The following is a 19,129-nucleotide window of genomic DNA, read 5'->3' as shown; positions in this document are numbered from 1 at the left end:
TAAGCTCATATAGAGCAAAAAATTTTATTAAACAATATAATTCAAAACTATTTGTTCTACCAATTAAGAGTGTTCATATATAAAAAGAGATAAGTTGCTGATAGCTCGTTAGCGATTTTTCGAAGATATTCCGAAAGTATCTCAGTTCTAGTTAAACTTTTGGAGGAGCTTTAAAAGACTAAAAGACAGCAGTGACTCAAATATTTTTTGAAATACGATTTTTTTAGAATTTGTAAGAGACACTTAAACTAAAGTTAAATTTGCGCTATCATTGCGCACTTAGATTTTTCGGAGAGCATAGTTTATGACTACACCAACAGAACAATTGCGAGAATTATTAACAAGTGGAACCTTTGAGCAAGATTTTAAGCAATTAGCAATGGCCTTGGTTAGACAAGGGGCCGATATTACCGTTCGCTCAAGTTCTGGTTTAAAGTCTACATTATTGCACATTTTTGCACTTCAAAATGAAAATAGTGCGAATAACGATGAGATAGCTGAACTAGTTGGGCTAAATGCTGATGTTTTAAAAAGCACTGATGGCTGCCATCGTACCGCATTGCAATCATTAATGGATGCGCTAATAAATAAAAAATGTTCTTTTGCCAATTTTAAGCAATCGGCTATGACTTTGGCACGGCAAGGGGCTGACACAACACTGCAATCCACTGAGGGTTTAAAGCTTACATTATTGCACATTCTTGCACTTCAAAATGAAGATGGTAAGAATGACAAAGATATAGCTGAACTAGTTAGGCTAAATGATAATGTTTTAAAAAGCACTGATTGCTGCAATCGTACCGCACTGCAATCATTAATGGATGCGTTAATAAATAAAAAATGTTCTTTTGCCAATTTTAAGCAATCGGCTATGACTTTGGCACGGCAAGGGGCTGACATAACACTGCAATCCACTGAGGGTTTAAAGCTTACATTATTGCACATTCTTGCACTTCAAAATGAAAATGGTAAGAATAACAAATATATAGCTGAACTAGTTGGGCTAAATGCTGATGTTTTAAAAAGCACTGATTGCTGCAGTCGTACCGCGCTGCAATCATTAATAGATGCGTTCTTAAAAGAAAAATGTTCTTTTGCTAATTATAAACAATCAGCTATGACTTTGGCACAACAAGGGGCTGATCTTTCTTTACAAGGAAAGGCTGGAACAGGGCCTACTTTGTTACATGCCCTAGTCCTTAACCATATAGATGAAAATAAGAGCGAAATAGATGCACTAATTGAATTAAACCACGAGGTACTAAATTTCAAAGATTATTTTGGTCGTACTCCAGTCCACTCTATATTAAGTAAAAATCCAAATGCGACTATAGATGTTATTGAGGGATTACTTTCGGAAACAAATCTACATTTAAAAGATAACCAAAATGCTACGCTTTTGCATGCGGCATGCCATTCTGGGAATCTAACTGCTGTAGAGTATTTTGTTGGTAAAGAGTTAAGTTTAACTGCATTAACAAACAGAAATGAGACACTTATTCATTATGCTGTGTCATCGGGTAATATGACATTGATCCAATGGTTGATTGATAGGAAACAAATAGACATCAATGCAAAAGATAAATCTGGTGAAACGGCATTGGATATTGCGACTAGGCAAAATAACTATGAAGTGGCTGAACTGTTGACTCATAATGGAGCAGATCTCACTATTAAAAATAATAATGGCCAAGAAGCATCTGAAATTGCTACTATCATGGGAGATAATGATGCTGTTGATATGACTGGTGAAATGGCATCGCATCCTGCGAATTGCCAAAATAACAATGAAGTGGTTGAACTGATTACTCATAATGAAGCAGATCTCACTATTAAAAATAATAATGGTCAAGAGGCATCTGTAATGTCTAATCCCAAAGATGATTTTTTTCATAAAATCCAGGCCATGGAAGATTATGGCGTATTGCTTAGAGACCAAGGTGTATCGAAAGGCCAAGTTGCAATTGATTTGGCTAATGCCCTAAAGACTATGGCAAATCAGTTTTTTGAACAAAACCCTGAGCAACGTAATTTTGCTAAATTTAAACCACAATTTTTAGCATTATTGCACAGCAAAGATCAAGAAATGAGTGCCTATCGCATTTCATGGGGAACAATCCTTGCAAATATCGGGATTGCTTTGACGGGTATTGGGCTACTTGTAATTGCCGGAAAATTGATTCATTCGAAAGTAATAGAAAACCAGGCATTGTTCTTTTTCCAGAATAGGAAAACAACAAGCGAAGAAAATATTGCTGATGTTGAGCATGCCGTGAGCTTAATTGCTCCAAGTGCTTAAAATCGCTAATTTTTATTATTGTTTATCGTAATTTTCTAATTATGTCTCATCAGGGAAGCTGCCGTTTCTAATGAGACATATCCTTATTTTTATGGTTTGAATTTATTTTGCACTCAGTGTATATTCGAAAACCGAATGAAATTCGATATACAATTTTTGTTCTTTTTAAAAACGAGAAAATATTATGAAAATGAAACTTTTTGCAGTAGGTGATAGTATTGAAACGGCTGAATATTCATCTTGGCTTAGCAAAACGTTCACACCAGTAACCGAAATTCCATCAATTAAGACCAATTTTGATAAAAAAATAATACTTAATTCTATTCTCAAATGTGGCTCAGTGCAATTTTTTCCATCAGAAGAATCCGCCTTAAATTATGCTCAATCTAAAGCTAAAGAACATGAATTTGATGACAGATTTGTTACATGTCCAGTTGTTTGTGAAGTGGATATGGAGCTAATAGATTCTAAACAATTTAATTGTATTGCTGTTTTATCAGCCAAAATCTGCAATAATCAACATACATTTGTTACTCAATTAATAAATCATTATATTAAGCTGGATCCTATCTCGAGCTTCTCTTTTTTTAATCCGTTATCGTTAAATTCATCCGTAATTAAATGCACTAAAGAAAATTATCATGGTAATTTTGATGAATTACTTACTCCTATAAATAATTTTACATTTCCTTTGTAGAAAGAGCGGAGGATTTACATCTAATGGTCAATAACACATATAAGTACCCTCAGATTTCAATTAAGTAGTAGAGGCACATCCAGGGTAGGAAAATTATATTTTTGGTAACACCATGATTTTATCGTTAAAATCATGGTGGCCAGAGGCTGAACCACCGAGACAAGGATTTTCAATCCTAATAATTCAATTTTTTATTAATCCGTTCTCAAAAATTGGGGAATAAGTAGAGGAATTACTAGCTCTCACTTCAAGTGAGAGCTTTGATTAATTAGTTGAACCGAGCCGTGGATGTTTCTACATTCTCTACATTTGTGGTAGTTTGTGTTGTAAACATACTAAAAAAAGTTGCAACTGTACTACTAAATAAAGAAGCTTCATTTGGTTTTTTAGTATATATTTTTGTGTCGTCAAGAAGTTTATTGCCATCACTATCGGTAACTGTAACATGTAAGGTGCTTTCATTTTTACAAGATAGGAGAAGGGGAGCAAATGGAACAAATTGTCCTGACAAATTATAAGAATTAACATATTGTTTGGATTCAACATTTAAATCAGAATTTTCAATAATCTCTAAACTACAAGTAAATAATTCTCGTGCGGCCGCCCATTCTTGCAACCTGTTTTTTTCAGATAAAGCAACAATAAAGTCAGCCGTATTTGTTTTAAGAACAGAAGAACTGAATAGTTCTGTCATTTTATGCAAAACTTCAGGTTGTTTTGTACCATAACTCAAGATGAAAAACTTATTACGAGCGGTAATCAACAATGAATTCTCCTGTAAGGAGGACATTAGGTTTTCCAATTCTTGTTGATATCCCTGATTATTTTTACCATCAGTAAATAATAAGACATTATTATGTTGTGTTGATTCAAGCAGCAAAGATAATTGATCGTGAATAGCGCCAAAAAGACGAGTAGCTCCTGACGCTTTCAGGCTATTGATATTCTGAGTTAGCTCGGCAAAGTTTTCTTTTTGATAATGCCCCAGTTTTGTTGTTGTTGTATTAAATTCTGTAATATGAATCCCTGCGTTAGGCTGAAATTGAAATAGAGCATCAGCCAGTTCGATTACACTTTTTTTCACGAGATTCAAACGCTCATTATTCATACTTTCACTTGTATCCAAAACAAAATGATAAACAGGCGGTATCAGGGTATTAGGGACAAAAAAGTAAGGAGTTACTTCAATCGTATCTTCATCTACTGATTTTTCTGCGTAAAAAACTTTTTTATTTTCAAACAATTCTGAGGGAATAATAAGTGAAGGAGATTTTTTATCAATTAAAACGAGTTCTTGTGGATGTGCTTTTAAAAATTCCTGCATATTAAATTTAATTTTATCATTATCTACGGTTAGGTATTTATAATTCAGGGACTTAAATATCGGGGTATAAATTGGGTCGAGTTGAATATTAAATTCTTGCTGTTGATCCTGCACTGTTTCTTGTAAATTATCCAATATTGTTAAGCAGATTTTTTTATTCATTTCCCCAAAATTGCCAGAATAAGTTGCTTTTTCAATCTCCTCAGTAAGTAAATCTTCAAACTTTATTTGCCTGACCGTTGGCACTACATCATTTTTTTGGATGATTTTTTGTAATTTTGCTGTAAGTTCCTGAGCTTCTTTTAAATTTTCTGGACTTAAAATAATAAGCTCATCTTTGCAAACAAGCTCAGTATTTTCTAAATGAATGCCCATAGCACTTAACAGTTCCACCATATTTTTTGTACGTAATTCATTATTAACGAGATGATTCATAAAAAAACCTTTTATTTAAAATAGATACACAGTCGATATAAATTTTACATTAAAACAAAAGTAAAAAAACTCTTTAAGTGAAGTTTTTTCAAATATAAGTTATTGAACTTTATGTTGATTTTATTGTTCGATTTTGCAATCGTTATTAGATCTAGATTTTGGCTATTTTTACTAGATTAGATAAAGACGCGGATACAGGAGAGCAAAAATAAGAGTAAAATGAGCAGGTAGCTCCGTTCGTCATAAAAGGGGACAAATCATGACCCCCTTAGGCCCCTTATTCACAGTTGATTTTTGGGAGTATTTACTGGCAGATGTAAAATGAGAGAGTTTGTTGCGTTAGAAAATATTTAAACGGCTACAAGGCAATTTAAAGGGTAGTAGGAGCTGGTTCTTGGACTGGTAATATAAATCTCCTTTCTGATTTGGATTCTATGTAGAGCATAATCTATAATTGTTAATTGTAAATTAACAAGGAAAAAAATGGGCGTGATGATTGACGGTCAATGGCAGGATGTTTGGTACGATACTTCCAAGACGGGTGGCGCATTTAAACGAGAGCCTACCCAATTTCACTTTGCAATCAGTAATGCACCCAAAGCACGTTTTCCTGCTGAAAAAGGACGTTATCATTTGTATGTATCCTTTGCTTGTCCATGGGCACATCGTACTTTGATCTTCAGGAAACTGAAGAAATTGGATGATTATATAGATGTGTCTATCGTTCATCCTCACATGCTTGAAAAGGGGTGGGAGTTTAAAAAGGGAATGGGGGCTAGTGGGGATACTCTTTATGGATTGAATTATTTATATGAACTTTATGTTAAAGCAAATAGCAACTACAGCGGTAGAGTAACCGTACCTGTATTATGGGATAAGAAGGAAAAAACAATTGTAAATAATGAATCAGCAGATATTATTCGTCAGTTCAATCAAGCGTTTAACCATTTAACAGGTGATACGAACGATTTTTACCCAGAAGCACTCCGTACGAAAATTGATGTGCTTAATGACCGAATTTATAATGCAATTAATAATGGGGTGTATCGCTGTGGTTTCGCTACAACTCAGGCATCGTATGAAGAGGCATATATCACATTGTTTGATTTGCTTGATGAACTGGAAATACGTTTGAGCAGCCGAAAATATTTGTTCGGAGAGCATTTAACTGAAACTGATTGGCGATTGTTCACCACGCTTATTCGTTTTGATGTAGTATATTATAGCCATTTCAAAACTAATAAACAGCGAATTTGTGATTACCGAGCTCTGCAGCGTTATTTGGAGCGCTTGTATTACCATCCTGGGGTACGAGAGACCGTAAATTTTTTACATATCAAACAGCATTACTATTTTAGTCATAAGACTATCAATCCAACCCAAATTGTACCCTTAGGGCCAAAACTACAGTTTGATTAAGAAGCAGCTTAAGTGAAGCCAACGTTTTAACCTGGCATCGCCAAGACTTCTCTAATTTCTTAAGTTAATCAGTATTTCAAACTGAATTCCAAGATTATTTGTTTGGTCACTCTGAATTTATAGAGTTCCTTCTTTTAAGTTAGGTTTAGGGAGGTTAATAAATTGTTTTTAAGTAGAGCGCTTAAATTTGACTGCTTCTTCAGAGCCACCAGTCATTCCCAGCTGTGTAAGGAATGCCTTGGCGATTCGTTCAGAGGTCAAATAAGCGGGCCAGAAGGGTTGGGACAAACCCGAATTCTTGCATCGTTTGTATTAAATGACTCTTAATCGCATTAGCAAGAGTAAAATGAGCAAGTTCCGTAGCTGCATTGCAAATATAATTTAAATTTGGCTCACTTTAATTGCCTCTATAAATTTTATAGTCCACAATAATTGTGAATGAGACAAATTTATTTGCCATTATCTGCAGATTCGGCTCTGCCGCCGAGAGTTTCTATTACGCAGGGAACAATTTTGACAGGAGGTTTTTAGTGATTAAAAAAGTAAAGTCTGTGGCGATTATTCTTGCAATTTGCTCAGTCTTTTTTACTGGAGCGAGAGCACAAGAGCACCCTGTGACCATTTTTGAAAATGTGCGTATCTTTGATGGGAAAAACCCAACCCTTTCCGGACCTTCGTATGTTCTAGTCCGTGGCAACATCATTGAGCAGATTACGAACACTCCCATTGCTATAGACCCGCGAACTAACACCCGTGTCATAACCGGTGGGGGAAGAGTGCTGATGCCTGGTCTCAGTGACATGCATTGGCATGCGATGTTTGTTCGCCCCACTCCCAGTCAGATGCTATCAAACGACATTGGATACACGACGCTGCTGGCAGGCGCGGAAGCCACTGCCACGCTGATGCGTGGATTTACGACAGTCAGGGATATGGGCGGTCCTGTCTTTGCCCTTAAGCGCGCCATTGACGAAAATATTATCCCCGGCCCACGTATTTATCCATCGGGCGCGATTATCACGGTTACGGGTGGCCACGGAGATTTCCGTGAACTTTGGGAATTGCCGCGAACTCCTGAGGCAATGAGCCGTATAGAACAGCTTGGTGGAAGCGTGATTGCGGACAGCCCGGATGCAGTTCGAAAACGCACACGCGAACAACTCATGCAAGGTGCGTCCCAGATCAAACTGACTGCGGGTGGAGGTGTAGCCTCGCCTCTTACTCCCCTTGACATCACCACCTTCAGTGAACCTGAATTGCAAGCAGCTGTCGAAGCAGCTGCAGATTGGGGAACCTATGTGGCTTCGCACGCCTATACGCCAGATGCCATTCGGCGTTCCATAATGGCAGGCGTCAAAGTGATCGAGCATGGTCACCTTATGGATGAAGCAACGGCCAGCCTCATGGCCCAAAAAAACATCTGGTTAAGTACACAACCGTTTGTAGACACTAGCGGTGCAGCCATGCTTACACCTACCCAACAGGCACAGATGCATCAAATTATCCAGGGGACTAACTCAATGTATGGGTTTGTGAAGAAGTTCAAGATCAAAACTGGCTTTGGGACCGATATTCTTTTCTCAAAAGCATTGGCAGAGCGTCAGGGGCAGGGTATTGTAAATCTCACACGATGGTTTACACCCGCAGAAGCACTTATCATGGCGACGTCTACCAATGGGGAGTTGCTGGCGTTTTGTGGTGCACGCAATCCCTATCCAGGCAAATTGGGAGTTGTCGAGGAAGGTGCATTGGCCGACCTTCTCCTCGTCGATGGCAATCCTCTGCAAGATATAGGCCTTGTCGCAGATCCTGAAAACAAGTTTCTCGTTATTATGAAGGATGGAGTCATCTACAAGGACATTATTCCCTAAATAAAGGTTCCTCATACTAATAATTTCAAATGATCAGCTTTTTCAAATTAAGTTAACTATGGGATTGAAAAAAAATCATTTTACTTTCTTCTAAATAATTACTTCCCACGGGTTTAGAAGTTCCACACCTGTTTCTTTAAAGTCTTTAATATTTCTTGTTACTACTATCAAGCCATGAACTAATGCAGTAGCCGATATAAGAGCATCTCGTTCAGAATGAGGATTCGGAATATGTAATTTTGCGCAACGCAGTGCAACTGCAACATCTAAATTTAGAATCCTGTCTGAAAAAGATGGTAATACATGAGAATCAAGCCAACGACGTAAAATCGCTCCCTGAGTGGGATCTTTACGTTCTTTCTGCAAAACTCCAGCTTCTATTTCAAGAATGGTAATTACCGACAAAAATAGCGAGGAAGCGGATACTGCCCTAGCCCAAGATAATACATTTGTATCCGCTTTTATCCCTTTCCTTAATTCAGAAATTATATTCGTATCTAGTAAATACATTACTCAAATTCCTCAACACGATAAATTGATCTTTTTATATTAGGTGCTTCGAAATCGATATCTGATGAGTCAGGCATAGCCAATAAGTCAACGATAGTCTCTTTAGTTTGGGTTAATTTTAAATAATCTTCAATCGATAAAAGAACATGGGCTGGATGGCCCCTATCAGTAATGAAAACAGGTCCTTGCCTGGTAGCTTTCTTTATTTTACTGACATCTTGATTAAATTCACGACTGGAAAATGAGGAAATAGTCATCTTAAGCCTCAGCTAAAAAATGTAGACAAGTAACTACATTATAGAGCAAATGTAGTTACTTGTCTACATGGTTCACGTAAAAATAACGGGGCGGCCTGTTGAAAAATATGATTAAATAAAAATGAAAATTAAAGTGGATAAGTCGCTTTTCAATATTTCAAAAAGGCAAATTAAAAACAATAGAATAACTAAGCCTATTTACTACGAGAAATAAAATTAGATAATGTAAAATACACTCAACAAGATAGTTAGGTAAATGAATGAAGAAATTTAATAGTTACTCCCTTATGTTAATTGGAATGTATATTCTGTCATTTATAGTTATGGAGTATGGGAGAAGTGGCTGGACTGAAGGACTCTCTAGCTTGCCAATCATTATTTTCATTGTATTTTGGTCAGAAAAAATAACCAATTATTTAAAAGACAGGAATAATCAACCAACGCACATAATATTTTATATAGATACATTTATTATCAACTATAGTCTTATATTGGCACTTGTCACGTCATTAGTGTTTCAACGGAGTAATGTTGATGCTCGAGGATGGTGGCCAGTAGCCATTATTTTTGGTGAATTATTCGCCCTATTGTTAGGTGTAGTATTTGCACTATTGGCTTTAATGTTAAATAAGCATCATGCTCGATACACTAATGGTTTTGCTATAGCTATCTTTGTTGGCTATGTCATTTTTAGTTTATTACCTTGGCGCTTTGTATATTTAGGTTCAATGGATGGATTCATGAGCTACATAATTTTATTGTTTATGTTTCATTTAGTTATTTGTTTATATCAGAAACTAAAAAATCAGCGTTGACAATTTGACCTTAACTCCAAAGTGCAGCGATTGGAACCGCAAATAGATTTTCTCCAAATGCAGTTGTATGATCGCCATCGTATAAAAGAATGCCAATTTTAAATTGTTTATTAGTTATTTCTTTTAATTTTTTTAGTCCAAGGAAATCTTTTTGGTTGATAGAAGAAGCGGCTTTTATTTCAATTCCAATGATTTCATCAAGACTATTTTCTATAACCAAATCAACTTCAACTTTGTCTTTATCTCGAAAATGAGAAAATTTTAGCTTTTCATCTGTAAAATAAGATTGTTTTTTCAATTCATTAAATAGGAACGTTTCAAGTAATGAACTGTATATTTCAGGATTTAATATTATTTTTTCTATAGTTAACCCACGTGCAGCACAAATAATTCCAGTATCTACAATATGTATTTTTGGTGTTTTAATTAATCTTTTATAAGCATTTGTATGCCATGCGGGTAAGAATTCAACAAGAAATAATTGTTGAAGTAGGGCTGTGTATTTTTTGACAGTTATGCGATTTAGTCCGACTTTTTCACCTAATTCACTAAAATTAATGAGTTTACCAGAATATAAGGTTAAAATTTCTAAAAGCTTATTCATATCATCATGATATTCAATATGCTCCAAATCACGAATGTCTTTTAGTATAAGACTTTGTAAATAACTGTTGTACCATGCACGAATTCTTGATTCTTTTTCTCTTTACACTGGTTCTGGGAAGCAGCCTGTAACGATTCTTTGTATTACATGATTCCTCACTCTTATTTCTTTTGTAATTGGTGCTTTGTCTTGTAGCAGTTTTTGTAAAAAAGTTGGGGTTCTGCCTAATATCTCATATTCTGATAGAGTACTAAGAGGTATCATTTCCATTCGACCAGCCAATGATTCTGATAAAGCTGGAAGCAATAGAGCATTTGCAGAACCAGTTAATAAAAAGCGTCCTGGGGTTCGATTTTCATCCACTGATTGTTTAATAGAAATAAATATCTCGGGTAAACGTTGGACTTCATCTAATACAATTGATTTATTTGTTGGGATGTTTCGGATAAAGCCAATAGGATCCGATTTCGCAATGTTTAATTGTGCGGCATCATCAAAGGTTATATATTCCCATTTTTCATTTATAATATCTTTGACAATTGTGGTTTTACCGGATTGTCACGGGCCCATAATATATACTACAGGCGTATCTTGTAATGCATTGCATATGTTATTTTTTATATATCGTTTAAACATTGATTTATCTCATAATTTACAATAAATTAGCGCGGCTATTTGTTTAATGACTTGTCGTCCAATTGTTTATTATAGTGTCGTCTAATTGTTTTCTCTTTTACCATCCGGATTTAGAGTATAGAAGAATTGAGAGGACAAGTGGGATACAGCATAAACAGGGAGGGGTTTGAAAAAAACATCCATTATTGATTATCCTTTTTGATTTTTATTCAATCTAATAAAGTAGTGTCAATCTGAAACTCTCTCCCTGAGTAAGAAATTTAATGGAGCTCTTTTTGAATTATTTGACCTTGTTGTAAATGAAACTTTATATGAGGACGAGTTGCTATTACAAATTCCTTTAATGATGAGTTAGACACATTTTTTAACAAGTTGTCATCTATCATTTTCAAAACAGCGGTATGTCCAGAAACCATGGCATTAATATAAGCTTTATCAAAATCTTTACTCTTTAGAGTGGATAAAGTAGCCAATCCTTTTACTCCTTCTTTTTGAAGAAAACTAACCGTTGAGCTGTCAACAGGAGCTAGGCCAATTTTCTTACTTAGCTTTAAAGCTTCATTTAAATTTTGTGTATGTTGCGTTTTAAGCATTTGAGCATAGTTCTTGATTTGTGGAGTTGTGTTTTTTTTTAAAGCTAATTTTGCTAATGCAATTTCATTTTTATCCACTGTTATCAAAATGGCTATAATTTCACCATCTTTTTGTGTTTGAGCCTTCCTGTTCTTCAGAGAGTTGGTATTAGGTTCAGTTGCGGCATAAGAGTTTGTAGCAAAAATAGAAGTTCCTATACATATTGAAATAATCAACGATAAAATTTTTTTTGATTTCATTATACGATTCCTTATAGATTAAATATTCTAATTCCCTCCAAGTAATAACTTATATTAAGAAATAACTCAACCTGGATAATAAATCTGAATGGGTCTCTTTTTTCTGTTAACGACTGCAAAAGAAGTTAAAGTATGAAGACGTACGGTGGTTTTACTCATTCTTGTAGAAGGATGTGAAAATAAACATCATCAAATGCCCCACTGCAATGTTTTCCAACTGCGGTTACTACTCCCTCTCTCCAGCCTTGAGATATTACTTTTTGAGTTCCCATTTTTTGTAATTTCATCTTGAGTTAAACCTGATTTTTTTCGCATAGAAAGCAATATGTCTATTATTGCAAACTCTGTTTAAAGTAAATCATATTCTGCTTTTACTTCTGGGTTTTGGAGCGCTTTATTTATTAGATTTTGAATACCTATTACTTGTTTCAATTGAGATATTATTTTACAAATTAAGGATAAAGAGGGGGTTAAAACAGTACTAGTTATCAACATGTCACTTACTGCTCGAGTGTGAATTGATTTCACTGACAAGTATGGTTTTAAAAGTCATTAGATGTCTATACCAGAATACAATATTAAATTTATGACGCCTCGCCATAAGGTTTTTTATTTTGACAATTTGTCTACTTAATAGTACATTAGACGCTGATTTTTTCAAAAGAATAATGCCATGTTATACAATGATAATGTCTACCTACTCACTAACAAATTCTATACTATCCCTGCTTACAAAGATTACCATCAAGCAAAAAACGCTCATTTAATAAAAATGGATCTGAATTATCAAGAGAAGAACCCACAGGAGAAATGGGCTTTACTCATGGCACAATTTGAAAATTCGCTGCAAGAAAATGACATGCCAAATATCTCATTAGAGGCCTTCAGGGACAGTTTATCTGTGTTTAAGCGTAAGCGTGAGGGGACATCAGCCAGCTTATTTAATTTATCATTAACGCAATGTGTTAATTATTTTGAAGAGTTTCATTTTTTATATACTACCAATGACTTGCGTTATAAACTGAAGTCGACTGAAAAAAAGGCATTGTTGCAATCAATCAGTGAGGCCATGGGTACATGTGAAACTGGAATAAATGGTCGATTTTATACAGCATTACAAGATCACCGAAAAGACAGCGACTGGATTCAAGATGAAATGTCGAAGATACGCTGTGAAGTATTGCATCTATTACATAATAATTATGGCAGTGAAGATGTCCATACTTACAATAAGCTGGTCGCGTTGGCTAATAAAGAAAATTTAGGAATCGTCACCAAAGAAGAAATATTGGATGCTCATGAAGGCTTAGTTGATACTCGTGCCGTAAAAGCATTTTTTATGCAAGAGTATCCAATATTGTTTGAAAAGTATGAAAAACAAACCATTGATAACCTCACTAATCACTATTTGAGCGAACTGATCTCTACTCTTGAACTATCTAGCGTAGACTGGATTAACAGCCCGTTGACCTTTCCTGCTAATAAAGCAATTATTTTACAACAGTCTATAGACGGTCATTTTAATGGGGCAAATCTTACTGATATAGTGGATTCATTAGGCGAAATGTCAGAGGACTACTCACAGTTCACGTTGAAAACAAAAAAAGACATAGAACCGATAATAAAACGTTTGGTTACCGAAAAATTATGTGCTGATCAATACTACGTTAGCTTGGAGGAATTAAAAGACAACCGTGCAACACATCCAGATTTACGTATAAGAAAAGGCGTATCACTTGAGAGTTTAATCAATGTATATGAAAGCTTGCAACAGAATGACGACCAGCAGATACGTGATGCATTAAGCCAAAATTCGCAGGTATTACTGAGTTATCCCGAACTTATATTGAGTCAAATCAAATCAAACCCTACTCTTCTATTGAAGATTCCCCGTTGGCTAAAAGCAGACACGCGATTTATTGATGGCGCAATGGTTATTCTTGATGAGACGTTGTGTAAAGCGATTGTGGAGGAGGACAATGAGAGAATTGACAGTGTCACGGCCAAAATTCTGCATTTAATTGAATCCGAATGCGGCTACTTACAGACATTATCTCCACCTATTTTGAAAAATGCACGCGTAGCGATGAGGCTATTAGAAAGTAATGCTTTATTTTTTGGTTACATGGATGATTCATTACAAAGCAATCAAGAGCTACTTGCGCAAGCAAAACAAGCAAATCCGTTTAGTGATGTCTCTGTCCATTATACCAACAAAAAATGGCTTGATATTGTAATGACAGCACATCCCGATATGCATTGGGATCTTCCGAGCCAATATGATCAGGAACCGAGTTTAGCGCTTCCCGCGCAGCCTCTAACCTATCATCAAGCGTTGGCTAATTTTTTGCGAATAAAAACTTTTCTCACATTATTATCGCCACAACAATTAACTGCGAGTGACGTCCTTAAGGTTATTGATAAAATAAATCCTGATTTAGTACTCAAGGCTATTGAATACCGTAAAATACACTCCTTCACACCCTTACCGTTCTTTGACAATAATAGAGCAGTCAATGACTTGAAACAATTTAATCAGGATATTAAAACTCGGTTGAATCTCGATTGGAGTCAAGACTACCTAGCTATTAGACGACGAGCTTGCGAGCAGGAAAATTTTGCATCCATTCGTAATCCTTTTTGCAAAAAAAATGCTGTAACGTATTTATCTAAAACAAAAGATTGGTTTACAGGCTTTAAACAATACCAAGCCTATCAAACAAGTAAAGAAAAATTATGGGCAGAGCTAATGGCCATTGCAAGCGCATGCTATGAACTTGTTATCTCCTTATTCAAAATCTGCTTATTATCCTTAGCTCTTGTCTATGTTTTACCAATTTTATCTAAAATAATAGCGCCTTATTTTTGGTACGGTTTTTTATGCAGTATAATCCTCTCAACACTCAATGATTGGTTTATAGGCAATCGTCTATTGGCTACTGTCAGTGACGTCATTTGGCGAATAATATTTCTGGATATTGAGTTTTTGTTTACCGTTGGTTTATCACTAATCGTGACAGGGTTAAGGAGTGCTAACCAATTGTTTAAAGTAATGAGTAGCAGTTATATCTTGTTAACTACATTATTAAAGGCAACTTTATCTTGCTTCGGAAAAAACGAAAATCTTGCTGCTACTTTAGAGGATACCTGTGACAAGGCGCTCGTGCGATTAGATAGTATCGATGAGATTTCTGCTCAAGAAAAAAGTGATGTATTGCGAGCATTGCTATTGCAGGTAAAAGCTGATGTCAATGAACAAAATTATACATTTAAAGAACGGCTAGGACAAAAGTACCACATTGTGCATCATGATCAAGAACATTATGTTTCTTTCTTGGAGGTCGCATCCCAACGACGGGCGCATCGGGGTGGATTTAAATTGAATAAACAACCGGATTCTATGCGCTTTTTCAGTGCAGCCACGACAACTGAAAAGTTAATGGGGGTTTTAGAAACTCCAGTTATAAGTATTAAATAATTAAACTCAGAGAGTTAGGTATAGGACGAGTCTATTTATTGAGCAAATATTCATAATGATTTTATTAATGAATAATAGCAAACGTGTAACAGTGTGTTTTTCTGGATTCCAAGAAATAGAATCTGAAGCAAGTTTGAAAAAATCCAACTAGATTTTGCTAATAATTTTAGCTGATTTTTGTCCGCATTTTGCTTGATCATATCCTGTAGGGTTATACTCAATGTCAAACCTTATCCAAGCGCCATTTATCAAAGCTTCATTTATTGAGTCTTCCTAAAGGATAAGTTACATGTTAAGTGTCATCCAATTAGTAACTCAGGCTGAGGTATGTGTTGAGACCTTTGCTCTTGGTACCATCCAAAGAGGTATTATGGCTTTAGTTGGTATTGAGAAAACAGATACTGAAAAAGAAGCCGAGAAATTATTTAGTAAGATATTGAATTATCGGATATTTCCAGATACAAATGGGAAAATGAATCTTAGTTTGAAAGACATACAGGGTGGGCTGTTGCTTGTTCCACAATTTACATTAGTAGCTGAAACAGATAAAGGCACGCGACCTGGTTTTTCAACAGGCATGCCACCTGAAGAAGGAAGGCAATTATTTGAATACTTGATAGAGCATGCTAAAAAACAGAACGATGTTTCAATAGCTAGCGGTTGCTTTGGTGCTTATATGCAAGTCAATTTATGTAATGATGGTCCTGTGACATTTATACTTCAAGTATAGGGAGGAGGGTTTAATGTATCTAGTGATTGAAACTGAACGACTTATTTTACGCCAACTTCACACGAGTGATGAAACGCCATTGAATGGAGCAATAGAATGAACTGTCAAACCACTTCGATTTTATATTCAAGGGAATCTATTTATTTCTAAACTATGATCATGTGATAATGAGATTAGAGTCATTGAGATAAGGAGTGTTCATGTTTTTAAAGCAATGTAATATTGATAAAACGGACAGAATGAATCGTGTGGTGATTGGTGCTATTTTGTTTTTCGCAGCACTCATTGGTATGGGCAAGGTATTTTTTATGGTGGTTGGGCTTGTTTTAGTGGTTGAAGGCTTAATTGGTTGGTGCTCTATTCCTTATTTGATCAGTAAAATCAAAGGAAAATAGTATATTTAAGTTGAGACTTTTGCTACAGATGAAAAATAAGGGATATTAAGCTAATGTCATTCTATAACTGTTAGAGTAGAAACATTTCTCCTCTAGTTAATGACGGAATTTTTGATGTTGCCATGCCACTGGATTATGAGCATTTAGCTGCAGAGAGGTGGAATCGAACCATCGGCACCAGGATTTTCAATCCTAATAATTCAATTTTTATTAATTATTATTAAACCTTCTCTATCTTTTTATTCGACTTGATAAACAAACTTATTGGTAAGGCGAATAATTTAATTTCATTTTGCGAGAAAGGTAAGTGCTATTTTTTAGTCCCGTAGGGGACTAAAAAATGAACGGACGCAGGACAGCCAGGGCCGCCGGAGGCATACTTGTCGCGTTGTGCGATTAGATTTCAGCCATGGATTGCTGAAATCTATCAGGAGCTAGCGACACTATCGGATCTTTCTAAGCGATACTCTTATCAACAAGGTAATGCAAATAACATTCCATTCGAGGATAATACTTTTGATATGGTTACTTGCCAAACCCTATTAATTCATGTTGGTGATGTTGATCATGTTTTAAGTGAAATGATTAGAGTATTAAAACCAGGTGGTTTGTTAGTTACGGTGGAACCGAATAACATTGCCCGTAGTCTATGTTTAAGTACATTTAAAAGAATGGTCTAAAAATTTATTCTGGATTTGGAATAAAGAGGACATTAAACGATATTATTTAGCCGGTGGTGGTGAATCAGAGAAGTTTGATTTTTATTGGGATAAAGCGTTAGATCGTCAAAATGACCGCGTTCTTAAAGGGATTGAAAACGGTGAATATGCTGCCGTAGGGGGAAAATTAACTTTTTGTATCTCTGGAAGAAAATAATAATGATGTAAGGTGCGCATGATGCACTGTCGCGAAATGTTTAGGGCACGTTTGAGGAATAAAAATTAAAGGATTTTTTTGATTTTAAGTCATCAATAAGGTATCATAATTTGAAATAATATTTTCAATACGCAGACTTTTTATTTGGCGCCGGAAATTGAAAAGACGTATGCGGCCACAAAGTCCACTAATGCTCTGGCTTTCGGTGAACTGTTTGTAGGTATGCAAAAATCATTGACTTCTCAATGGTTGGGGCAATTGGGATTGGCGGCCGCCACCACCGGCAGGGCCAAACTGCAGGGCGTGTATGGGATGATGCTGACTCTGAATTTGATAATTACAGCTACCTTTACAAAGTACGAAACTCTCGCCTAGCTGTACAAGCTGTTGCTTGATAAAGGTTATTGGGCAATGCCCTGGGTGAGTGCAAGCCTTGGAGTGGGGTTTACCGTGCCCATGATTTTACCAATACACCCTTGATTTTTGAGGTCTTGCCGAATTCTAATTTTGCAGATCACACGACAACGGCCTTTACTTATATGCCAGGTAGGTGGCGTGCAAAAAGCGTTCACCTCTACACCAATGGTGTTTTATTGAATCTTACTCATGTGGCATAAGGACTGACATCATGCAAAGAAAAAAAAGACATTATTTTAGGAATACCATACTAACCGCCTTTTTCTCCTGTTTAATGCTGTCTGGCGTGCAGGCGGCGAGGCCCTTATGGACGTTTGTACCACAAACACCGACCGACATCACTACCGCGAAAGGGAGTAGCGCGCAGGTTATTTACACGATACAAAATCAATCTTCGAGAGCCAAAACTTTGGTGATGAAACCCATTGCTGGGATAAGTCAAAGCACATCCTGCCAGCTTCCTGCGAAAGGAATTTGCACACTGACGCTCAACGTGAATGGCTCCGCCTTGCAGGGAGATATTGTGGGTGGCCCGGTATTGTGCCAACAGGGTAATGCCTTACAGTGTTACCAGCCGAGTCCAGCCAATATTTTACGTATTCGTCTGGCACAGCAGCCACCCACAACGCTGTCTCCTCTTACACAAAACCTGGCCCTGTCCATCAACAACCCCGGAGCCGACCCTGCACTGGTTGGTAATGCTCGCATCATTCGAATAGAAAATACGGGCTCCATACAGGCAAACAACCTGCAGGTAAGTACGTCCGGATTTCCAGCCGGCACCTTGATTAGCAATAATGGCTGCACGGGCACGCTGAATGCAGGAGTTACCTGCGACATTACCATTACCCCGGGTGGTACGGCCAGCCCTGACAACAGTTCTAATGCTTGTACCACATCGCCAGGAACAGAACCTGTACCGACCATTGTTACAGTCAGTGCTGATGACGCTCCATCCACAGATATCAATGTCTTGGTATTGGGATATGGTTGTATTTATCAAGGCGGATTTTTGTTTTCCGTCGATGATGCCACTCTTAATACCGGAAGTATCGGTGGGAAAGTAGCGGCGTTGTCGGATGAAGAAAGAAATCCAGGTGTCTTTACTTTTCAATGGGCAACAGTATCCAATATCACGGGAGCGGACAGTATCACGGATGGATTAAGTAACACTAATGCTCTTGCAAACCCTGCGGGTCAATATCCAGGCGCACAAGCCTGTCTAGCTAAGAGTGACCAAGGGTTTATTGACTGGTTCATGCCGGCAATTTGCGAGTTGGGACGCTTTGTAGGGGCAGGGGGTTCTGATGCTGGCTGTGGCACTACCAACCCCAACTTATATACAACATTGTATATAAATAATTTGGGGGCTTTTACCAATGACAACTACTGGAGTTCTACCGAGTTTTCCAGCAATCCTATGGTCGACGCCTGGCTTCAGAGCTTCATCAATGGCATCCAGAATGGCGTCACTAAGGTCTTCGATGTTCGAGTTAGGTGTGTTCGGGCTTTTACCCCTTAAACCCTTTACCC

At 36.7% G+C, this 19,129-nt stretch carries 16 protein-coding genes and 1 pseudogene; 11 read left to right on the top strand and 6 right to left on the bottom strand.

Features of this window, described 5'->3' with window-relative positions; genetic code table 11:
• The first annotated feature begins 304 nt into the window (after nucleotides 1–304).
• Together WA877_RS03510 and WA877_RS03505 are read left to right on the top strand one after the other, a co-directional pair.
• Nucleotides 305–2,299, top strand: a complete 1,995-nt coding sequence (locus WA877_RS03510) for an ankyrin repeat domain-containing protein (RefSeq protein ID WP_425169543.1) — start codon at nucleotides 305–307, stop codon at nucleotides 2,297–2,299.
• A 184-nt stretch (nucleotides 2,300–2,483) separates the two neighbouring features.
• Complete coding sequence (locus WA877_RS03505) at nucleotides 2,484–2,996, top strand: hypothetical protein (RefSeq protein ID WP_425169542.1); 513 nt, start codon at nucleotides 2,484–2,486, stop codon at nucleotides 2,994–2,996.
• A 268-nt stretch (nucleotides 2,997–3,264) separates the two neighbouring features.
• Here WA877_RS03505 and WA877_RS03500 read toward each other — a convergent pair whose 3' ends face one another.
• Nucleotides 3,265–4,755, bottom strand: a complete 1,491-nt coding sequence (locus tag WA877_RS03500) for a VWA domain-containing protein (RefSeq protein ID WP_425169541.1) — start codon at nucleotides 4,753–4,755, stop codon at nucleotides 3,265–3,267.
• A 483-nt stretch (nucleotides 4,756–5,238) separates the two neighbouring features.
• Between WA877_RS03500 and WA877_RS03495 the strand changes: the two genes are divergently transcribed.
• Both WA877_RS03495 and WA877_RS03490 read left to right on the top strand, forming a co-directional pair.
• Nucleotides 5,239–6,174 (top strand): glutathione S-transferase family protein, encoded by a 936-nt coding sequence (locus tag WA877_RS03495; protein ID WP_425169540.1) that lies wholly within the window; start codon nucleotides 5,239–5,241, stop codon nucleotides 6,172–6,174.
• Nucleotides 6,175–6,704: 530 nt separating this feature from the next.
• Nucleotides 6,705–8,045: an amidohydrolase family protein gene (locus WA877_RS03490; RefSeq protein ID WP_425169539.1), complete on the top strand. Its 1,341-nt coding sequence runs from the start codon at nucleotides 6,705–6,707 to the stop codon at nucleotides 8,043–8,045.
• 90 nt (nucleotides 8,046–8,135) lie between these two features.
• On the opposite strand, the gene WA877_RS03485 is transcribed toward WA877_RS03490, so the two are convergent.
• The gene (locus WA877_RS03485; RefSeq protein ID WP_425169538.1) at nucleotides 8,136–8,555 is read right to left on the bottom strand and encodes a type II toxin-antitoxin system VapC family toxin; all 420 of its coding nucleotides are present in this window, start codon (nucleotides 8,553–8,555) and stop codon (nucleotides 8,136–8,138) included.
• Entirely contained in the window at nucleotides 8,555–8,812 is a 258-nt protein-coding gene (locus tag WA877_RS03480) for a type II toxin-antitoxin system Phd/YefM family antitoxin (RefSeq protein WP_425169537.1), read from the bottom strand. The genes WA877_RS03485 and WA877_RS03480 overlap by 1 nt, the downstream gene beginning before the upstream one ends.
• A 260-nt stretch (nucleotides 8,813–9,072) precedes the next feature.
• Between WA877_RS03480 and WA877_RS03475 the strand changes: the two genes are divergently transcribed.
• On the top strand, nucleotides 9,073–9,627 hold the full coding sequence (locus WA877_RS03475; RefSeq protein ID WP_425169536.1) for a hypothetical protein: 555 nt from the start codon (nucleotides 9,073–9,075) through the stop codon (nucleotides 9,625–9,627).
• Nucleotides 9,628–9,637: 10 nt separating this feature from the next.
• Here the strand turns inward: WA877_RS03475 and WA877_RS03470 are convergent, their stop codons facing one another.
• The 3 genes and pseudogenes from WA877_RS03470 to WA877_RS03460 form a co-directional block, all read right to left on the bottom strand.
• On the bottom strand, nucleotides 9,638–10,267 hold the full coding sequence (locus WA877_RS03470; protein ID WP_425169577.1) for an ATP-binding protein: 630 nt from the start codon (nucleotides 10,265–10,267) through the stop codon (nucleotides 9,638–9,640).
• Between the two features lie 66 nt (nucleotides 10,268–10,333).
• A pseudogene (locus WA877_RS03465) lies at nucleotides 10,334–10,777 on the bottom strand (AAA family ATPase); the annotation flags it as partial.
• Between the two features lie 350 nt (nucleotides 10,778–11,127).
• The gene (locus tag WA877_RS03460; RefSeq protein ID WP_425169535.1) at nucleotides 11,128–11,700 is read right to left on the bottom strand and encodes a DUF4142 domain-containing protein; all 573 of its coding nucleotides are present in this window, start codon (nucleotides 11,698–11,700) and stop codon (nucleotides 11,128–11,130) included.
• A gap of 673 nt (nucleotides 11,701–12,373) precedes the next feature.
• On the opposite strand from WA877_RS03460, the gene WA877_RS03455 reads away from it, so the two are divergent.
• The 6 genes from WA877_RS03455 (at nucleotide 12,374) to WA877_RS03430 (ending at nucleotide 19,118) form a co-directional block, all read left to right on the top strand.
• The gene (locus WA877_RS03455) at nucleotides 12,374–15,178 is read left to right on the top strand and encodes a hypothetical protein (RefSeq protein WP_425169534.1); all 2,805 of its coding nucleotides are present in this window, start codon (nucleotides 12,374–12,376) and stop codon (nucleotides 15,176–15,178) included.
• Between the two features lie 289 nt (nucleotides 15,179–15,467).
• A complete protein-coding gene (gene dtd / locus WA877_RS03450; protein WP_425169533.1) occupies nucleotides 15,468–15,908 on the top strand; it encodes a D-aminoacyl-tRNA deacylase in 441 nt (146 codons plus the stop codon).
• Between the two features lie 200 nt (nucleotides 15,909–16,108).
• Nucleotides 16,109–16,303 (top strand): YgaP-like transmembrane domain, encoded by a 195-nt coding sequence (locus WA877_RS03445; RefSeq protein ID WP_425169532.1) that lies wholly within the window; start codon nucleotides 16,109–16,111, stop codon nucleotides 16,301–16,303.
• Between the two features lie 380 nt (nucleotides 16,304–16,683).
• A complete protein-coding gene (locus WA877_RS03440; protein WP_425169531.1) occupies nucleotides 16,684–16,983 on the top strand; it encodes a class I SAM-dependent methyltransferase in 300 nt (99 codons plus the stop codon).
• 340 nt (nucleotides 16,984–17,323) lie between these two features.
• Complete coding sequence (locus tag WA877_RS03435; RefSeq protein WP_425169530.1) at nucleotides 17,324–17,554, top strand: hypothetical protein; 231 nt, start codon at nucleotides 17,324–17,326, stop codon at nucleotides 17,552–17,554.
• 253 nt (nucleotides 17,555–17,807) lie between these two features.
• The gene (locus tag WA877_RS03430) at nucleotides 17,808–19,118 is read left to right on the top strand and encodes a DUF1566 domain-containing protein (RefSeq protein ID WP_425169529.1); all 1,311 of its coding nucleotides are present in this window, start codon (nucleotides 17,808–17,810) and stop codon (nucleotides 19,116–19,118) included.
• Nucleotides 19,119–19,129: the final 11 nt, after the last annotated feature.

Origin of the sequence: Legionella sp. (assembly GCF_049790535.1) — a bacterium.
Classification (GTDB): domain Bacteria; phylum Pseudomonadota; class Gammaproteobacteria; order Legionellales; family Legionellaceae; genus Legionella.
Note: the sequence above shows the minus strand (reverse complement) of the source record. Positions and strands in the feature narration are given on the sequence as shown.